Below are 15,041 nucleotides of genomic sequence, written 5' to 3'. Positions count from 1 at the left end.
AGCGTCCACGCGTCCCGTCGTGTGGACGCTGGCTCTTTTGTGCACGGTGAGCTACGGCGCCCTGTATTACGCTCAGCCGCTGCTCGCCGTCGCCACGGAACAGGCTTACGGCTGGACCCGGGTGCAGACCGGCTTCGCGTTTACGGCGGCGCTCCTCGTGAGTGCCGTCCTGGCACCCTGGTTTGGCCGTGTTCTGGACCGGCAGGGTGGACGGCTGCTGTTGAGTGGGGGTGCCCTGAGTGGCGCCGTGGCCTTTCTTGTGCTGAGCCTGACGGACCACTACCTGCTGTTCCTGTTGGGGTGGCTGCTCGCTGGGTTCGCCATGACCCTGACCTTCTATGAGGCGGTGTTCACCGTCTTGGGGCAGCAGGTCTCAGAGGCCTTCCGGACCCGGGCCACCCTCACGGTCACCTTGGTCGCTGGACTGGCCAGCACGATCTTCGTGCCGCTCACGACGGTGTTGTTGCACGGGGCTGGGCTTCGGGTCACCCTGCTGGGATGGGCTGGCCTGCTGCTGGTCATGGCGGCGCTGGTGTGGCGGGTGATCCCAGAGCATGGCCAGGCCAGGAGGATGCGAAGCCATGCGTCGTTCACCCCTGACCCCGCCGCCCTGCAGTTGGCCGCCGGGCTGACGCTGGCCCGGATCGTCACGGTGGGCGTGGGCCTGCAACTCGCGCCGCTGCTGTTGGCATCGGGCTCCAGCCCGGGAGAGGCCGCCGCATTGACCGGCCTGCTGGGCCTCAGCGCCCTGCCCGGACGGGTGCTGTTCGTTCCCTGTGTGAAGTGGGTGGGACCGGCACCACTGACTGTGATGCTGCTTGGCCTGTTGGCTGTCGGATCATGGCTGCTTCTGAATGCGCATACCGGGGGCAAAGTGACGGGCATTGTGCTGTTTGGGTTAGCCAGCGGCGCCCTCACCCTGGCCCGGTCAGAGTTGTTGGTCCGTGGGTATCCGGCAGCCGTGTATGGAGCAGTCAATGGCTGGCTGACCCGGCCTGTCAATCTGGCGCAGGCCGTCACGCCGCTGGTGATGAGTGGGTTGTTCACCTGGACCTCAGGCTATGGCCTGTCCTTGATGCTGTTGGGTGGCCTGGGAGGCATCGCCGCCTGGTTCGTCAGCAGCTATGCCGCAAAGACCGGCACACAACTTGGAGCCGCCGAACTTGGCCTCTTGGAATAAAACGACAGAATCACCAGTTGAACCGCCGTGCGGATATTGGGATGACCCGCATTGATCAGGTAATTGGCCTGTCCAGGGCCATACACCGTCAGCGGCAGAATCACAGACGGGACGCGCAGGACGGGTGAACTGCCCAGGTCATACCACTCGTCTCCAATGATTTGGGTGGCTGGGCTCAGGGGAGGGTCGTTCCAGTTGGGAGGCAGCGCCGAGGCGGGCAATTCGGCGATGGCATCTGGATCCACCGCGAGCGTGACATGCCCGTGGGGCACCCGGTGCAGCGCGCCGCTGCCCACTTGAACAATCACCTCCAGCAGGGCTTGCCCCAGGGTGTCACTGGCGTAGATGATGCGGCGGTCAAACTCGAGCGCGCGATCGGCACTGTTCCAGCGACCGCCAAACTTTGCGGCGCCGAAGCCATGGTCGGTGAGGAGGGGTTGGGTGGCGTACTGCAGTTTACTGACGCGGTGGAGGGTCAGGGTCACGTGTAGACGCCGTGCTCAAGCCTGCTCAGCACGGTCGTCACGTACTCGGCGCCTTCGGGCGGAAGGGCAAACTGAAGGGGGGTGCGGTGGCCAAAGGTGGCGCGCGGCGTCTGCAACCAGACGTGGGCGGCGTCCTTGTGCTCGAAGTACCGCTCCGCAGCTTCCGTCACCCGGGCCAGGTGGTACAGGTGCGTGCTGACGTCCGCGCTGAGTGCGCGGCCGGTGCGCCGGTAGCGGTGGTACGTACTGCTGCTCAGTTTCAGCAGTGACAGGGTCTCGGCCAGGCTCAACCCGAGGTGCGTGCCCAGCCGCTCGACAGTGGCTGGACTCAAGCCAGCATGCACCGCTTCACCAAGATCCAGGAGGGTGGTGGCCTTCAGCCCGAGCAGTGCGGTTCCGGGCAGGACAGGGGGGGTGCGGGTGGGCGTAAACGTCTGGGTCATGTTGTCAGCCTTCAGGGCGAGGAGAGCGCAAGCCGCTCCAGGCGGCGCTGGTCTCCCCTGCGAGCAAACCCCCGCTAGACGGAGATTGACCTGCCGGGAAGCGAACCAGATCCGTGTGACCAGAACAGGGACGTGGTGACAGTGCCAACCCTGGCGGGGCACTGTGGGCTCGCGGCCTGTTCGTGGGCTTCCAGAGCCCCCGAACCCTGACGCCAGGTCAGGTGACCGGCACCGCTGGCGAGCGGTCCAGGGGCCGCTCGACTGGCAAGACCACCAGTGACTTCAGAAGAGCATTTTGAGAATGCGGAAATGTAATAGGTTGATCTGGCGTGCGCAGACCAGTTGGAACAGGTGGCCTGAGCCAGCCGCTGGCATGGCCTTCCGCGCCTCGGGGGCAGCGCAGGTCTATGGCCTGCATCACTTCCCTCATGCTGGGTCTATCTCAGTTTTACATCTGAACACATATTCATACATAATGACGGTATGCGTGTGCCTCCTGATGACCAGTCTGCCGCACCCCTCGACGTCCTCGTGATTGGTGGGGGCCAGGCGGGCCTCGCGGCCGGCTACCACCTCCAGCGCGCCGGGCGGACTTTCTGCATCCTCGATGCCAACGCCCGCACCGGCGACAGCTGGCGCGCGCGCTACGACTCCCTCGTGCTGTTCACCCCGGCCAAACGCAGCGCCCTGCCGGGGTTGCCCTTCCCCGGCGACCCTGAGCACTACCCCACCAAGGACGAGGTGGCCGACTACCTGCACGCTTACGTCCAGGCGTTTGAGCTTCCAGTCGCGCACGCGTCCCCCGTCCTGCACCTCCAGGCCACACCCACCGGATTCACCGCTGACACGCCGCAGGGCCACTGGACGGCCCGCGCGGTCGTGGTGGCCACTGGCCCCTTCCAGACGCCGCACACGCCTGCCTTCGCCCGCACCCTCGCACCCGACGTGGTCCAGTTGCACAGCAGCGCGTACCGGCGGCCCACCGACCTGCCCCCCGGCCGCGTGGTGGTGGTGGGTTCCGGCAACTCCGGCGCCCAAATTGCCCAGGAACTCAGCCGCACCCACACGGTCACGGTCGCGCAGGGCCGCCCTCAGCCCGCCCTGCCCCAGCGCCTGCTCGGGCGCGACATCTTTGATGGGCTCAGCGCCCTGGGCCTGCTGGAGGTCAAGGCCGCTTCACCCCTCGGCCGCGTCTTGCAGCGCCGGGACCCTGTGATTGGCACGAACCTCAGGTACCTAAGCCGGACCAGGCAGCTCCGGCTCGCGCCGCGGATCGTGGGCACGGCCGGCCGGGCGCTCATCACCGAGGACGGAGGGCACCTGGAAACCGAGAGCGTACTCTGGGCCACCGGCTTCCGCCCGAACTACCGCTGGCTGGCGGTGGACGTGCTCAATGACCAGGGCCAGCCCATGCACGACGGCGGTGTCACCCGCGTTCCAGGCGTCTTCTTCCTGGGCCTTCCCTGGCAACGCACGCGGAATTCCGCTCTGCTGGGCGGGGTTGGGCAGGACGCCCAGCGGCTGATTGACCGCCACCTCCTGTAACTGCCAGAGCCGCACAGAATGCCTTTTCACGGGTTGTTGCGCGCGATCATGAATGCGACTCGTGCTACGGTACCGGTACCTCTCACCCTTATGGCCCACCCCCCGCCACGCGCGCCACACACCCACCCCGCCCACTTCCTGGCCGGCCTGACCCTGGCCAGCGGCTGGGACGTGCTGACGCCCCTGGGCACCGCGGCGCCCGTTCATGAAGGGCAGCATTCGGTCGGCTACTTCGTGCGGCACCGCGACGGGCGCGAAGGGTTCCTGAAAGCCATTGACCTGTCTGACGTCTACCAGGCCCCCAACGTCATGCTCGAGCTGCAACTCGTGTCCGCGCAGTTCAATTTCGAAGTCAAACTGCTCGACATTTGCCGGGACCTGCGCATGCACCGCGTCGTGCGGGCGATGGATCACGGCGAGGAGCGGCTGCCTGGCAGCATCGTCCCGGTGCCCTACATCGTGTTTGACCGCGCGGCCGGGGACATCCGCGACCACTTGGCCATGACGACCATCGATTCGGTCTGGCTGCTGCACTGCGTTCACCACGTCACGGTGGGGCTGCAGCAGTTGCACGGGGCCCGGTACGCCCACAATGACCTGAAACCCGCCAACGTCCTGGTGTTTCCCGGGGACGGCTGGAAGATTGGCGACCTGGGCCGGGCCGTGGACGCCCGCGGCACCTCCCCCCACCACGAGCATCTGTTCTCCGGCACCATGGAGTACGCCCCGCCCGAAGTGCTGTATTTCGCGCCGTCCACCGAAGTCTGGCGGGAGCGCAAATGGGCTGACCTCTACATGCTGGGCGGGCTGGTCACCTTCCTGTTTACCCATCAGCACTTCAATACGTATTTGTACGCTGAGCTGGACGAGCCCCTTCAGCCCATCATCTTCTGCGGGGAGTGGGAAGGCAGCTTTGCGGATCTGGTGCCGCACCTGCTGAGCGCCTTTGGCCGGGCGATGCAGGCGGTCGAGCGTGATCTGCTGGCCCGGGTCGGGCCGGAGCTGACTCCCGACCTGGCCCGCTGTATCCGGGAACTCTGCTTTCCAGAGCCTGCCCGGCGCGGGCACCCGAGCAACGTCGGCACCCTTGACCCCACGGGCGTGCAGCGGTACGTGAGTCTGTTTGACCGGCTGCGGCAGCGGGCCCTGCTGGCCCAGCGGCGTGCGCGGTGACCCAGTTGCCGCGGCAGGAAGACCGGCGCGTCCTTCCGCGCTGGCGGGAGACCGCCACCGCCGTCCAGCTGGGCGAAGCCAACAGCCTGAACGCTGCGCCGCCCAAGGAAGCGCAGCGTGTCCGGGCGCAGGCCAGCGTCCGCCTGTTGGAGTTACAGACGGCATTTGCCCTACACCCTTCCGTGGGGCGGGCCGCTGAACTCACCGGCGCGGCCACCCTCCTGCGCCAGATTGAGGGCGCGCAGGCCGCCGCCGCCTTTTTGCTGCGCCACCCTCACGACACCACAGCGCGGGTCTTGCAGGCCGCCCGGCACATCCTGGGCCAGCCGTTGGCCGGGTTGCGTTCCCTCCCCACAGCCAACCTGGATGAACTGGCTCCAGACGACATGCACAGTGAAGTGCGCCGGCTGCGCGCGAACCTGAACGCGTTTGGCCGCGACCCACTGGCCCACGTGGACCTGGCCCGCATGTACGCCGCCCTGGGCGCGACCCGCAAGGCCGAGCGGCACCTGCGGGTCGCCGTGGGCCTGGCGCCGCACCACCGGCTGGTGCTCCGGGCGGCCGTGCGGTTTTACGTGCACGTTCAGGCGCCAGACGAAGCGGTTGATCTGCTCCGGCGTCAACCTCGTACCCCCCACGACCCCTGGCTGATGGCCGCCGAGATCAGCGCTGCCATGGTGGCGGGCCTGGTGCCCCGAAGCATCAAACGGGCGCGCGAAGTGCTGGACCGCCGGGAATTTCGGCCCCACCACATCAGTGAGCTGGCCGCGGCCCTCGGCACCCTGGAACTCCAGGACGCCAAACCCAAAACCGTGCGGCGGCGGCTCCAACAAGCGCTGGAGCAACCCACCGAGAACGCCCTGGCGCAGGTGCAGTGGGCGGCCCCTCAAGTGCGTCTGGACCTGGATGAGCGCCAGTGGCCCGACGTGCCGCGCAACTTTGAGGCGGCCGGATGGGCCAGCTATGAAGCCCAGCAGTTTCAGGCGGCGCGCGCCGCTTACCTCGCATGGTTCCAGGATGAACCGTTTTCCGCAGAACCCGCGATCCTGGCGGGGTATCTCTCGCACCTGCTTGATCCCACCCCCAGCCGGGCCATTGACCTCACGCGCATGGCGCTGGCCGCCTCTCCGGACGAGGACCTGCTGCTGAACAACATGGCCTTCTACCTCGCTGAAGCCGGGCAGCTCGACCTGGCCCAGCAGTACCTCGCGCGGACCCAGCCGCTGCCCCCTGACACGGAACTGGGCCTCACGCTCAGCGCCACCCAGGGCCTGATCGCATTTCGCCGTGGCAACGAAGAACTGGGGCGCGCGCGCTATGAACAGGCCATCGCGGCGGCGCGTGCCCGGTCGCTGTGGGAATACGAAACGCTCGCCACGCTGTACTACAGCCGGGAACTGGCCCGCATTCAGGATCCATCTGCCCCGGAACGGCTGATGCGGGCGCGCCTCATGGCAGAAAAGATTGCGGAGCCTGGGCTGGTGCTGACCGCTCAGCGCGCCATGGCCGACGTGCTGGCCTTCAGTGAGGCGTAAACGCGGGGGTGGCCTGAGGCCACCCCCGCGCAAGGTTCGCTGATCAGGACGCTTTGAGCCGCAGGGCCGCCACCTGGGCGTCAAACTCCGCTTCTGTGATCACCCGCACCAGTCCGGTGTCATCGCGGCGGATCATGGTGTAGTAGCGGGAGTTGTTCTCCAGGCGGCCCAGCTGGACATTAAAGGCCTGAACCACCGTCGCACCGTCGGGACGCTTCTCGATTTTGACGGGCACGGTGCCCACCAGATAAAACTTGGTCATCTACTCACCGCCTCCTTCTGCACTGACGCTGGCCCAGACCTGCTGGTACATCAGTGTACTCGCATCAATGAGTGTATCCAAGACAATCCGCTCAATGGCGGACAGTTCTGCCTTGCGTTCGAGGACCCGCCGCATTTCGTACAGGCGGTGCTCATAGGCGTCCAGCTCATCAAATGCCGCGTGACAGAACTTAATTTCCGCCGCGTGCCCCTGCACAGAGACCACAAACTGCAGGTCGCGGTAGCCACTGGCCTGAGGCTTGAGGAACCGGTCTTGAAAGGCCAGCACGTCAAAGCCCTCATGCACGCGCGCCGCCGCCGCGTATAGGGGGGCGAGTTGCCCAAACACGTATTTGCCCCCCAGGATGTCGAGTGGCACCAGACCGAACAGATTACCTTTCTCTTCCGTGCGGGCCCAGCTTTTGATGCCGTTCGGCCGGGGGGTGGCCCGCGCGCCAGAGAGGGTGCCGAAGAGCGTGAGTTGAGAGAGGAATTCGTTGCTCAGGTCCTGCGCCTGGGCATAGGCTTCTTGCAGATTCTCGGTGGGTTGTCGAATCTCGGCTGGCCGTCTGGGAAAGCGTACACGAAGCGCGTGCGTGACGTTGAGCAGCTCGGCCGACAGCCCATGTGATGAGGCATTGGGGGAAAGGTCATCTGCCGTCATGGAAGGTGGTCCAGTCTACTCAAGAGGTTCTCCCCGCCTACGCTTGATCGCCAGGCAGGTGGCAGGCGCCGGCTGAGCACCGGAGGTCACGTCCGTGGCGCAGGGCAATGTATCGGAAAACCACTGCCCCTTTTTGCAGGAAGGAGGCATCGGCCGACCTGGCGTCTGTCTGGGACCGACGCAAAACAGGCTGCGAATGGCCCTGAAGGCCGTTGCTGAAACCTGGTCCTGCACGGTGTGCCTTCAACTTCTGCCGCGCGTCCGTCTCGCCCCCCGTACAGTAGGTGTTATGGAGACTCCAGGCATCTGGGCGCGGATGCGCGCCTTTACCCGTGGCGAGCGCGACGCGCAGACCCTCTACGCCTACCGGCAGGCGGGTGCGGCGGTGCATCCCCTGCTGGACGCGGCGGAACGCCGCCGCTTCGACCTGCTGGTGGGCGGCGTCAGTCCCTTTGCCCTCAAGCGCCATGTGGGGCTGGAACTGGCCTGCGCCTGGAACGCTTTCGCCCTGCAAACCCTGGGGGACAAGATGCTGGCGGCCGATGAAACGGCCGATCCAGGCACCGTGGGCTTCGTGCCGCCCGTAACATTTGATCAGGTGGAGGCCTATTACCAGCAGGTGCAGCGCTGGCTGGGTCACGCCAGCCAGGCGACCCATGATCCCGACTTTGACTGCCCCAGGGCACCCTGCCCGCTGCCCTGCCGGCCTGGTCGCCCGTGGAGCCCTGTCCCCGGCCCCACCTGGAGGCCATGATGGCGGCGCTGGAGGCCATGCGCCTGCATGCCGAAGCGGCGATGCACGGCCTGGAGGAGGCCACGCCCCCCAGCGATCAGGCCAGACTCGCCAAGCTTCGAGGTCAGTTTGCCGAAGCCATGTCCAAAGCCCAGTACGCCGCGGGCATGTACCGGCCGAACGCCTCCGCCGAACTGCATGAGCAGATTGAAACCCAGGCCAAAGCCGCCATTGAAGCCCTGTACCGGGCCGGCCAACTGATCAGCTACCCGGCCCTGATGAATGAGCGCCCGCCGGGCACAGGCGCGCCCAAGCGCCCACGGGGAGGTGGGCCCTTCCTGCGCACGCCGCTGCCCGGCGAGAAGGGGTTTGACCCCTGGGCCATGACCGATCCAGCGTCCACCGCGTCCCTGAAACGCAACCCGGATGCAGCGCGCGTGATTGCCGAGATGTGGGCCCTGGACCCCGATCCAGCCGCAAGTGTGGCCCTGTGGGATGACATCCGGCGCGCCGTGGAGACGGGTGGCGCCGCCATCGCCCGGACCAGCAGTGGCACGCCCGTCGGCTTTTACTTCTGCACACCCTACTGCGCCATTTACGAGGCCAAGCGGCCACTGCGGCTGGGCGACACGTCGGTGGCGCCGGGGGAGCGCTTCACCCTCGAATGTGCGGCGGAAGGCGTGCGGGTTGGCTACCCCTTCAAACGGGAAATTGTGACTGGCACGTTTCAAAGCGCGGCCATTGATTACTGCGACCCGGATCAACCGCCCCCCCACGAGTAAACCGGCGCTCTGAAGGTCACCTGAGGACGACAACCCGGCGCAGGCCAGGGGCGGGGGCAAGGACGTTCACCAGTTCCGCCGCCGCCCATCCACCCTGCACGGCTCATCAGGATTCGGGTACACCCGTGATGGAAGAACGGGTGTACCCCACCGAAGACAGAAGGAAAAACGGGGACGGAGCGGCGTGAAGGCACCGAAACTTCGGTGCCGGAACGGATGATCCGGAATCCGGCTCAGGTCTCTGCCCCGATTGGCTCCACAAATCCCTTGTACGCAGCAAGGAACACCATGGCAACAACCGTCATGGCCACGAGGGCATACCGGAGTTCCGATTGAGGCAGGCCTCCCGCGCCTTCCCAGAACAGGCTCACCAGTTTGCCGCCGGATGTCCCCGCCGCAATGACGCCCAGCAGGGCGGCCATCAGCCATTGGAACTGCTGTCTCTTGAAATTTCGACGTTCTTTGAATTTTTCAAGATTCAGAGTCGTATTGAATGCGATGGCCGCTCTTGTTGCTTCGATGTTGTGCGCCTTCTGTACCTCAGTGAACCAATCATTGAGCTCACCGAAGTGAAAAGGACGTCGACTGGCGTAGTCATATAACGTCTGGCGCTTCCGGTTGGTGATCAGCTCCTCAACAGTGTGGGCGTGAAGGAGAGCGCGCTCCTCACATTGCCACAGACTGCCATTGATGAAATCCACCAAATCCACATGTGATTGAAGCGCATAAATCAGTTCGTTGGCGTTCGGGTCATCTCCTTCATATCCATCACGTCCTGAGCGGGAGTACACGAACAGGTTGAGGGCCTGACCGGTATAGCTCAGATAATCCTCCGCTGATCGCAAGGATTCACCCAGATGTTTTTGAGCGTGAGGGCCAGGAATGTCCTTGGAGCGGCTCATGATGTGCCCCAGTTCTGCGGCGTATCTGCTGTGAATGTCCGAGGCGGTCAGCGGATGATTGCGCACGGAGAGCAGGTACACGTTCGGGGTGCCGCGCCAAAATTCACCCTGTTCGTAGCGCGCTTTTTTTGGCCCAAGAAGCCGATAGCGCCACCCCATCCTGGGCTGATTGAGGAGGGTCGTCAGCGCATTGCTGAGCATGGTGGTGACGGTCGTCAATGACATTGGCGCCCCCTCCCCCTTGCCTTCTGGATCAAGCGAAATCAAATCGTGGTCGAATGAATCGGGGCCACCCTCAACTCGGTTGACCGAGCGGGCAATCAGGTTTTCAAGCCTTCGCCACTGGCGCAGCGCTGAGCGCCTGCTCTCGTAATAATCATCTTCGAAGATCAGCTTCCGCCCATCTAACTTCATGAGGGCTGGAGGCACGAGGATATCCGTGGCCACTGCCATGGACGAATTCAGGAAGTCGTCGATCAATTCCCGAGTCGAGATCAGATTTCCATTTGACATCAGGCGGAAATGCATCTGGAAGACCCCGTTCTGGTGAACGGTCAGGGACGGGTAAAGCCTGATGTGCTTGCCCTCCGTCTTGAGCTCACAAGGCTCCAAGAACGCTTTGAAATAGAGCAGCTCCTTCGCCACCATTGGACTCACGTAATGGTGCTCGAAAAACCTCATCTGTGCGGCGTGGAGGGCACACTGCATTTGATAGGGCCCGAGTCCGTCGGGAAACGTGAACTCTACCGTGCGTGGCCTGACGAATGGTTCCCGATGAATGTCAAAGGGCTCAGCGTGAATAGACTGAGATTTCCAGATGAGAAATCCTTCGGAGTAATGCGAGACGACGGCCAGACCTGACTGAACGACATCAGCCGCCAGTTGCATGAAATGGTCATGTTGAATGGCACCCGTGAAGTAGGTGGTGTAGGCAAAGATGATGTCCCAGTCCGACCAGATCAGCACGTCAGCTGTGCTTTTACCCAGGCTGACCGACAGTGGACGAAAATCGTCCAGGGGCCGCTCATTGAGGATGGAGAGACACGCTCGCTGTGGTCTGATGAACGTCAATGTTTTGGTGTGCAGCCCGGCAGAGACCGCGTACCTCTCCACTTGCGGGACATGGTTGAAACGGGACACAGCGTCAGCATAGGACTGAGCGCGACGCAGTGGACGTGGTTTACGCGAGAGGAGCGACGGTTGACGTCAGAGGGCCAGGCCATTGCGCCAAGCGACAAGGCGCGATGTGCCTTGTCCATCCCACGTCTCTGGACGGACGACAGGTGCATCAACTGGCCCTCCGCCTGCGCGCTGGATCATGACCAGCCACCCCGGGAGGGCCACCAGGAGTGCTGGACTGGGCCACTGCCAATACGCTGTTCGCCCTTTGAATTGGCATGTGGGCCGCCGAGCAGGTCGCGGTGCACAGCGCCTGACGCCAGATTCTTATACTGGTGGCCCATGACCCGCTTCTCACTGGCCCTGTTGACCACAGCCCTCCTGAGCAGCGCCTACGCCGCGCCGCTGACGGTGACCGTGCTGCACACCGACGACCTGCACGGGCGCCTGGAGCCCACCAAGATCGGCGACAACCTGTACGGCGGTTACGCCCGGCAGGCCACACTGGTGAAGCAGTTCAGCGCACAGGACCCAAACCCCCTGGTCCTGTCGGGCGGCGACACCTTCCAGGGCACACTGTTCTACAACGTGTACAAGGGTCTGGCCGACGTTCTGTTCATGAACCTGATGGGCTACGACGCCATGGCGGTGGGCAACCATGAGTTCGACGATGGTCCAGAGGCGCTGGCCAAGTTCGCGGAGCGGGCCACCTTTCCGCTGCTGGCCGCGAACCTGGACGTCACGGCCGAGCCCCTGCTCAAAGACCGGATTAGACCCTATGCCGTGATGACCGTCGGCGGGCAGCAGGTGGGCGTGATCGGCGCCGTGACGCCGGACCTGCCGCAGATCAGTTCGCCTGGCCCGAACGTGAAAATGCTCGAATTGATGGCGAGCCTGCGCAACAGTGTCAGCGCACTGCAGGCCCAGGGCGTCAACAAGATCTTTCTGGTCTCCCACCTGGGTTACACGTTGGAGCAGCAGGTGGCGCGCACCGTCCCCGGCATCGACGTGATTGTGGGTGGGCACTCGCATACCCTGCTGGGCACCTTTACCACTAAAGATTTTCCCGCCAGTGAGGGGCCCTATCCGACCATCATCCCCAACCCAGACGGCAACCGCACCCTGCTGGTGGCGGCGTGGGAGTGGGGCAAAGTGCTGGGGCGCCTGAAAGTGACCTTCAATGACAGCGGTGCGGTCGAAAGCTGGGAGGGGAACCCCGTGCCCGTCACCGCTGACATCGCTGAAGACCCCACCGCCAAGCGCATGGTGGAGACGCTGACCGTGCCGATTGCGAACCTGCGCCAACGGGTGATCGGGCAAACCACGCGCGGCCTGAACGGCAACCGGGAGATCGTGCGCCGGCGCGAGAGCACCATGGCGAACGTGCTGGCCGACGCCGCGCTGGCCGCCGCGCAGAATGCTGGCGCACAACTCGCGTTCGTGAATGGCGGTGGCGTGCGGGCCAGCATCAACGCTGGCCCGATTACCTTTGACGAGGCCATCACGGTGCAGCCATTCGGCAACACCCTGACGGTTCTGACCCTGACGGGGACCCAGATCAAGGCGGCACTGGAACACGGCGTGGCCACCTGGAGTGAGAACAAGGGGCAGTTCCTGCATGTCAGCCGCGGCGTGAGTTACACCTTTGACCTGGGGCGCCCAGCGGGCAGCCGCGTGACGGCCGTGACCTTGAACGGCCAGCCGCTCGTCGACGCCCAAGCCTACAAGGTGGCCATGAACAACTTCACGGCGGGTGGAGGGGACGGGTTCACGATGTTTCAGGGTGCGCCCCGCCTGGACACGGGGACGCTGGACGTGGACATCCTGGTGCGTTACCTGCAGGGGCAGCCTGCGGTGGACGCTGAGCCAGAAGGCCGTATCGTGATTCTCAACGAGCCCAAGTGAACAGGACAAACGGCGCCCCCAATGGGCGCCGCCGCATGAAAGCCTGACCCATGTCAGGCTTCTTCAGTGTACAGGTGAGGTGAACGACGGCCACGCCACCCCCAGTGTGGTCGGCACAACGGGTCGCCTGCAGTCCGCACCGGCAGCAGAGGCCAGGGGAAGACTCCTCTGGCCTCTGCTGCTGTTCAGGTCAACAGGGGGCCGAAGGGGACGCTTCCGTGGGTGGGCGTCGGCGTGACGGACAGACTGGCGGTGACCGCCAGGATGAGGCTCAACAGCGCCACTTCCAGTGACAGCAGGGCGTCCACGCGGCCCTGACGCGCCAGGCGTCGCCGGAGCAGGCCCGCCACCCCCAGCGTCACGCCAACGAACACCAGTTTCAGCAGCAGCAGCCGGCCGTAACGGCTGTCCAGCGTGGGCACGCCGCCAGCATGTTCCCAGGTGGCCACTATGCCCGTCACGGCCAGCACCAGCACACAGGCCGTGGCCACCGGTGCAAAGCGGGTCAGGGCTGCCAGACGGCCGTCCGGCCAGGCCACCAACGTCAGCACGCCGCCAAGCCAGACGGCCATTGCGCCGCCATGCGCCGCGTGGAGAAGCCGAACGCTGGGACCATGGCCAGCACCGTGCCCCAGTCCGCCCACCCTCGGCCGGCTCGGCCGGCCCGCTGGCTCCAGAATGCCCCGCATGCGCGGCTGCGCCTGGGGTGGCCAGGGCCAGAGGCTCGCGTCCCAGGTACACGAAGGCGCCGAGGACACACAGGACACTCAGCAGCCAGCGCATCTGGGCCTGGGCCATCTGTTGCGCCGTTACCTGGACCGGCTCACTGTGCGGCCCCGCTGATGGTGATCAGGGTGTTGGGACCCTGCTGCACGGCCGTGTAGTGCAGCTCGGCCGGTACGGCGCGGCCCATAAAGGCCGAGTAGTGGGTGGCTTCCCGCAGTTCGTCGTCCAGCAGAATAAAACCTTTGTCTCGCAGGACCTGGGCCGCGACCAGCGGCTGCCAGCCGGACACCAGGTACTGCTCAACCCGGCTCTCCCCAGCCCGGACTTCCCGGCGGTAACTCTGGCTGTCCGGACAGGTGGGGCTCAGGCCGACGGGGAGCGGTGCCAGACCGTTCCACAGCGTACCAGGCGTCTCAATGCAGTACAGCGGCGAGCGCCAGCGCAGGCTGTCCGCCAGCCACCACCCGGTGGGCACGCTGACCAGCGCGCCGCCCAGGAGGGCGAGCGCCAGCGTCCGCCGCTGCCCCTTACTCGGTCGCGTGATCCAGGGCATTACGGATGGTGGTCGTGACATGGTGATCGAGGAGCCGGTAATAGGCAATGCGGCCTTCCTTGCGGAACGTGACGATGCGGCCGGTGCGCAGGAGGCGCAGCTGATGACTAACGGCACTCTCGCTGATGCCCACCACCGCTGCCAGATCACACACGCACAGCTCAGTCGTCTTCAGCGCACTCAGAATCTTGAGCCGGGTGGGGTCCGCCATCAGTTTCAAAAAGGCGGCTGCGTCCTCAATGCAGACGTCCTCCGGTTGGTGGGTGCGCGCCAGTTGGACGGCCTCCGGATGCAGACAGGTCACTTCGCACACGTCGTCTTGAGAGGCGGTTCTCATCACGTCAGTGTAGAGGCTGGTCAAGACACCTGCTGTCACTGCATCACCGTCCGCACGTCCGCCGCAATCCGGTCCGTGAGGTTGAGCTGCGTGTAATCCCACACCACTCGCCGGTTGCCCTCTTTGTCAACCAGATAGACACCGGTCGTGTGATTCACGTCGTAGCGGTCGGGCGCCGTGACATTCGAATACTCAAACCCGACGCCCCAGGCGGCTGCCGCCTGGCGCAGCGGCGTTTTGGGGATCACCAGACCGCGGGCGTCTGGGCTGAAGTAGCGGACGTATGAGCGCAGTTCCGCTGGCGTGTCCCGCCCAGGATCAACCGTAACGAGCAAACTCACAAAATCTGTGCGCTGCCGCTCTGGGAGTGTCTGCCGCACCCGTTCCAGGGCCGCCAGGGTGGTGGGGCAGATATTTGGGCAGTTCAGGAAGCCGAAAAAGACGGCCACCGTTTTGCCTTTGAAATCAGCCAGGGCCAGGGGACGACCGTCGTCACCGGTCCCGGCCAGGGGCGGGGCCGCGGTGCCGGGCGGATAGGCCGTACCGAGGAGGGCCTGCGGGTTGCGCAGCCGGGTGTACAGCAGCGCCAGGGACAGCAGGGCCGCCACCGCCAGCAGCGCCAGGGTCAGCGAGCGCTGCCAGGACCGGGGGGCCTGTGCGAGGGGCAGGGAGTCAGACGTCATGGTGTGTCCTTCAAC

Annotated in this window: 16 protein-coding genes; 7 read left to right on the top strand and 9 right to left on the bottom strand. The window is 65.0% G+C overall.

Features of this window, described 5'->3' with window-relative positions; translation table 11 throughout:
* Window positions 1–19: 19 nt before the first annotated feature.
* Window positions 20–1,180: an MFS transporter gene (locus tag KMW22_RS15340; protein ID WP_328774722.1), complete on the top strand. Its 1,161-nt coding sequence runs from the start codon at window positions 20–22 to the stop codon at window positions 1,178–1,180.
* Here the strand turns inward: KMW22_RS15340 and KMW22_RS15335 are convergent.
* Window positions 1,123–1,665, bottom strand: coding sequence for an RES family NAD+ phosphorylase (locus KMW22_RS15335; protein ID WP_107139237.1), 543 nt, complete (start codon window positions 1,663–1,665; stop codon window positions 1,123–1,125). The genes KMW22_RS15340 and KMW22_RS15335 overlap by 58 nt on opposite strands.
* The gene (gene parS / locus KMW22_RS15330) at window positions 1,662–2,108 is read right to left on the bottom strand and encodes a type II RES/Xre toxin-antitoxin system antitoxin (protein WP_107139238.1); all 447 of its coding nucleotides are present in this window, start codon (window positions 2,106–2,108) and stop codon (window positions 1,662–1,664) included. The genes KMW22_RS15335 and parS overlap by 4 nt, the downstream gene beginning before the upstream one ends.
* A 483-nt stretch (window positions 2,109–2,591) precedes the next feature.
* On the opposite strand from parS, the gene KMW22_RS15325 reads away from it, so the two are divergent.
* From KMW22_RS15325 to KMW22_RS15315, 3 genes are all read left to right on the top strand, one after another.
* Window positions 2,592–3,653, top strand: coding sequence for a flavin-containing monooxygenase (locus KMW22_RS15325; RefSeq protein WP_107139239.1), 1,062 nt, complete (start codon window positions 2,592–2,594; stop codon window positions 3,651–3,653).
* Window positions 3,654–3,743: 90 nt separating this feature from the next.
* Entirely contained in the window at window positions 3,744–4,826 is a 1,083-nt protein-coding gene (locus KMW22_RS15320) for a protein kinase domain-containing protein (protein WP_146160737.1), read from the top strand.
* Window positions 4,823–6,361, top strand: a complete 1,539-nt coding sequence (locus KMW22_RS15315; protein WP_221090913.1) for a tetratricopeptide repeat protein — start codon at window positions 4,823–4,825, stop codon at window positions 6,359–6,361. The genes KMW22_RS15320 and KMW22_RS15315 overlap by 4 nt, the downstream gene beginning before the upstream one ends.
* A gap of 43 nt (window positions 6,362–6,404) precedes the next feature.
* Here the strand turns inward: KMW22_RS15315 and KMW22_RS15310 are convergent, their stop codons facing one another.
* Together KMW22_RS15310 and KMW22_RS15305 are read right to left on the bottom strand one after the other, a co-directional pair.
* The gene (locus KMW22_RS15310) at window positions 6,405–6,623 is read right to left on the bottom strand and encodes a hypothetical protein (RefSeq protein WP_107139242.1); all 219 of its coding nucleotides are present in this window, start codon (window positions 6,621–6,623) and stop codon (window positions 6,405–6,407) included.
* On the bottom strand, window positions 6,624–7,286 hold the full coding sequence (locus tag KMW22_RS15305; RefSeq protein WP_107139243.1) for a hypothetical protein: 663 nt from the start codon (window positions 7,284–7,286) through the stop codon (window positions 6,624–6,626).
* A 289-nt stretch (window positions 7,287–7,575) separates the two neighbouring features.
* On the opposite strand from KMW22_RS15305, the gene KMW22_RS19425 reads away from it, so the two are divergent.
* Together KMW22_RS19425 and KMW22_RS19420 are read left to right on the top strand one after the other, a co-directional pair.
* The gene (locus KMW22_RS19425) at window positions 7,576–8,040 is read left to right on the top strand and encodes a hypothetical protein (RefSeq protein ID WP_235693027.1); all 465 of its coding nucleotides are present in this window, start codon (window positions 7,576–7,578) and stop codon (window positions 8,038–8,040) included.
* Window positions 8,037–8,801, top strand: coding sequence for a hypothetical protein (locus KMW22_RS19420; protein WP_235693026.1), 765 nt, complete (start codon window positions 8,037–8,039; stop codon window positions 8,799–8,801). Before KMW22_RS19425 ends, KMW22_RS19420 begins: the two co-directional genes overlap by 4 nt.
* Window positions 8,802–9,034: 233 nt before the next feature.
* Here KMW22_RS19420 and KMW22_RS15295 read toward each other — a convergent pair whose 3' ends face one another.
* The gene (locus KMW22_RS15295) at window positions 9,035–10,843 is read right to left on the bottom strand and encodes a hypothetical protein (protein ID WP_221090912.1); all 1,809 of its coding nucleotides are present in this window, start codon (window positions 10,841–10,843) and stop codon (window positions 9,035–9,037) included.
* A 321-nt stretch (window positions 10,844–11,164) separates the two neighbouring features.
* On the opposite strand from KMW22_RS15295, the gene KMW22_RS15290 reads away from it, so the two are divergent.
* Window positions 11,165–12,727: a bifunctional metallophosphatase/5'-nucleotidase gene (locus tag KMW22_RS15290; protein WP_221090911.1), complete on the top strand. Its 1,563-nt coding sequence runs from the start codon at window positions 11,165–11,167 to the stop codon at window positions 12,725–12,727.
* A gap of 185 nt (window positions 12,728–12,912) precedes the next feature.
* On the opposite strand, the gene KMW22_RS15285 is transcribed toward KMW22_RS15290, so the two are convergent.
* The 4 genes from KMW22_RS15285 to KMW22_RS15270 form a co-directional block, all read right to left on the bottom strand.
* A complete protein-coding gene (locus KMW22_RS15285; protein ID WP_221090910.1) occupies window positions 12,913–13,299 on the bottom strand; it encodes a CopD family protein in 387 nt (128 codons plus the stop codon).
* 251 nt (window positions 13,300–13,550) lie between these two features.
* Window positions 13,551–14,006 carry a hypothetical protein gene (locus KMW22_RS15280; protein ID WP_224612205.1) on the bottom strand — a complete coding sequence of 152 codons (456 nt, stop codon included), beginning with the start codon at window positions 14,004–14,006 and terminating at the stop codon, window positions 13,551–13,553.
* On the bottom strand, window positions 13,981–14,343 hold the full coding sequence (locus KMW22_RS15275) for an ArsR/SmtB family transcription factor (RefSeq protein ID WP_107139510.1): 363 nt from the start codon (window positions 14,341–14,343) through the stop codon (window positions 13,981–13,983). The genes KMW22_RS15280 and KMW22_RS15275 overlap by 26 nt, the downstream gene beginning before the upstream one ends.
* Window positions 14,344–14,378: 35 nt before the next feature.
* Entirely contained in the window at window positions 14,379–15,026 is a 648-nt protein-coding gene (locus KMW22_RS15270; RefSeq protein ID WP_107139494.1) for an SCO family protein, read from the bottom strand.
* Window positions 15,027–15,041 lie beyond the last annotated feature (15 nt).

This window comes from Deinococcus aquaedulcis (assembly GCF_019693445.1).
GTDB lineage: Bacteria > Deinococcota > Deinococci > Deinococcales > Deinococcaceae > Deinococcus > Deinococcus aquaedulcis.
This window is presented reverse-complemented; position numbering and strand designations above follow the sequence as displayed.

Excerpts from the sequence above, each read along its gene's own strand:
- KMW22_RS15270 (WP_107139494.1), bottom strand. The coding sequence starts at position 15,026 with ATGACGTCTGACTCCCTGCCCCTCGCACAGGCCCCCCGGTCCTGGCAG.
- KMW22_RS15275 (WP_107139510.1), bottom strand. The coding sequence starts at position 14,343 with ATGAGAACCGCCTCTCAAGACGACGTGTGCGAAGTGACCTGTCTGCAT.
- KMW22_RS15310 (WP_107139242.1), bottom strand. The coding sequence starts at position 6,623 with ATGACCAAGTTTTATCTGGTGGGCACCGTGCCCGTCAAAATCGAGAAG.
- KMW22_RS15285 (WP_221090910.1), bottom strand. The coding sequence starts at position 13,299 with ATGGCCGTCTGGCTTGGCGGCGTGCTGACGTTGGTGGCCTGGCCGGAC.
- KMW22_RS15280 (WP_224612205.1), bottom strand. The coding sequence starts at position 14,006 with ATGCCCTGGATCACGCGACCGAGTAAGGGGCAGCGGCGGACGCTGGCG.
- KMW22_RS19425 (WP_235693027.1), top strand. The coding sequence starts at position 7,576 with ATGGAGACTCCAGGCATCTGGGCGCGGATGCGCGCCTTTACCCGTGGC.
- KMW22_RS15320 (WP_146160737.1), top strand. The coding sequence starts at position 3,744 with ATGGCCCACCCCCCGCCACGCGCGCCACACACCCACCCCGCCCACTTC.
- parS (WP_107139238.1), bottom strand. The coding sequence starts at position 2,108 with ATGACCCAGACGTTTACGCCCACCCGCACCCCCCCTGTCCTGCCCGGA.
- KMW22_RS19420 (WP_235693026.1), top strand. The coding sequence starts at position 8,037 with ATGATGGCGGCGCTGGAGGCCATGCGCCTGCATGCCGAAGCGGCGATG.
- KMW22_RS15290 (WP_221090911.1), top strand. The coding sequence starts at position 11,165 with ATGACCCGCTTCTCACTGGCCCTGTTGACCACAGCCCTCCTGAGCAGC.
- KMW22_RS15325 (WP_107139239.1), top strand. The coding sequence starts at position 2,592 with ATGCGTGTGCCTCCTGATGACCAGTCTGCCGCACCCCTCGACGTCCTC.
- KMW22_RS15305 (WP_107139243.1), bottom strand. The coding sequence starts at position 7,286 with ATGACGGCAGATGACCTTTCCCCCAATGCCTCATCACATGGGCTGTCG.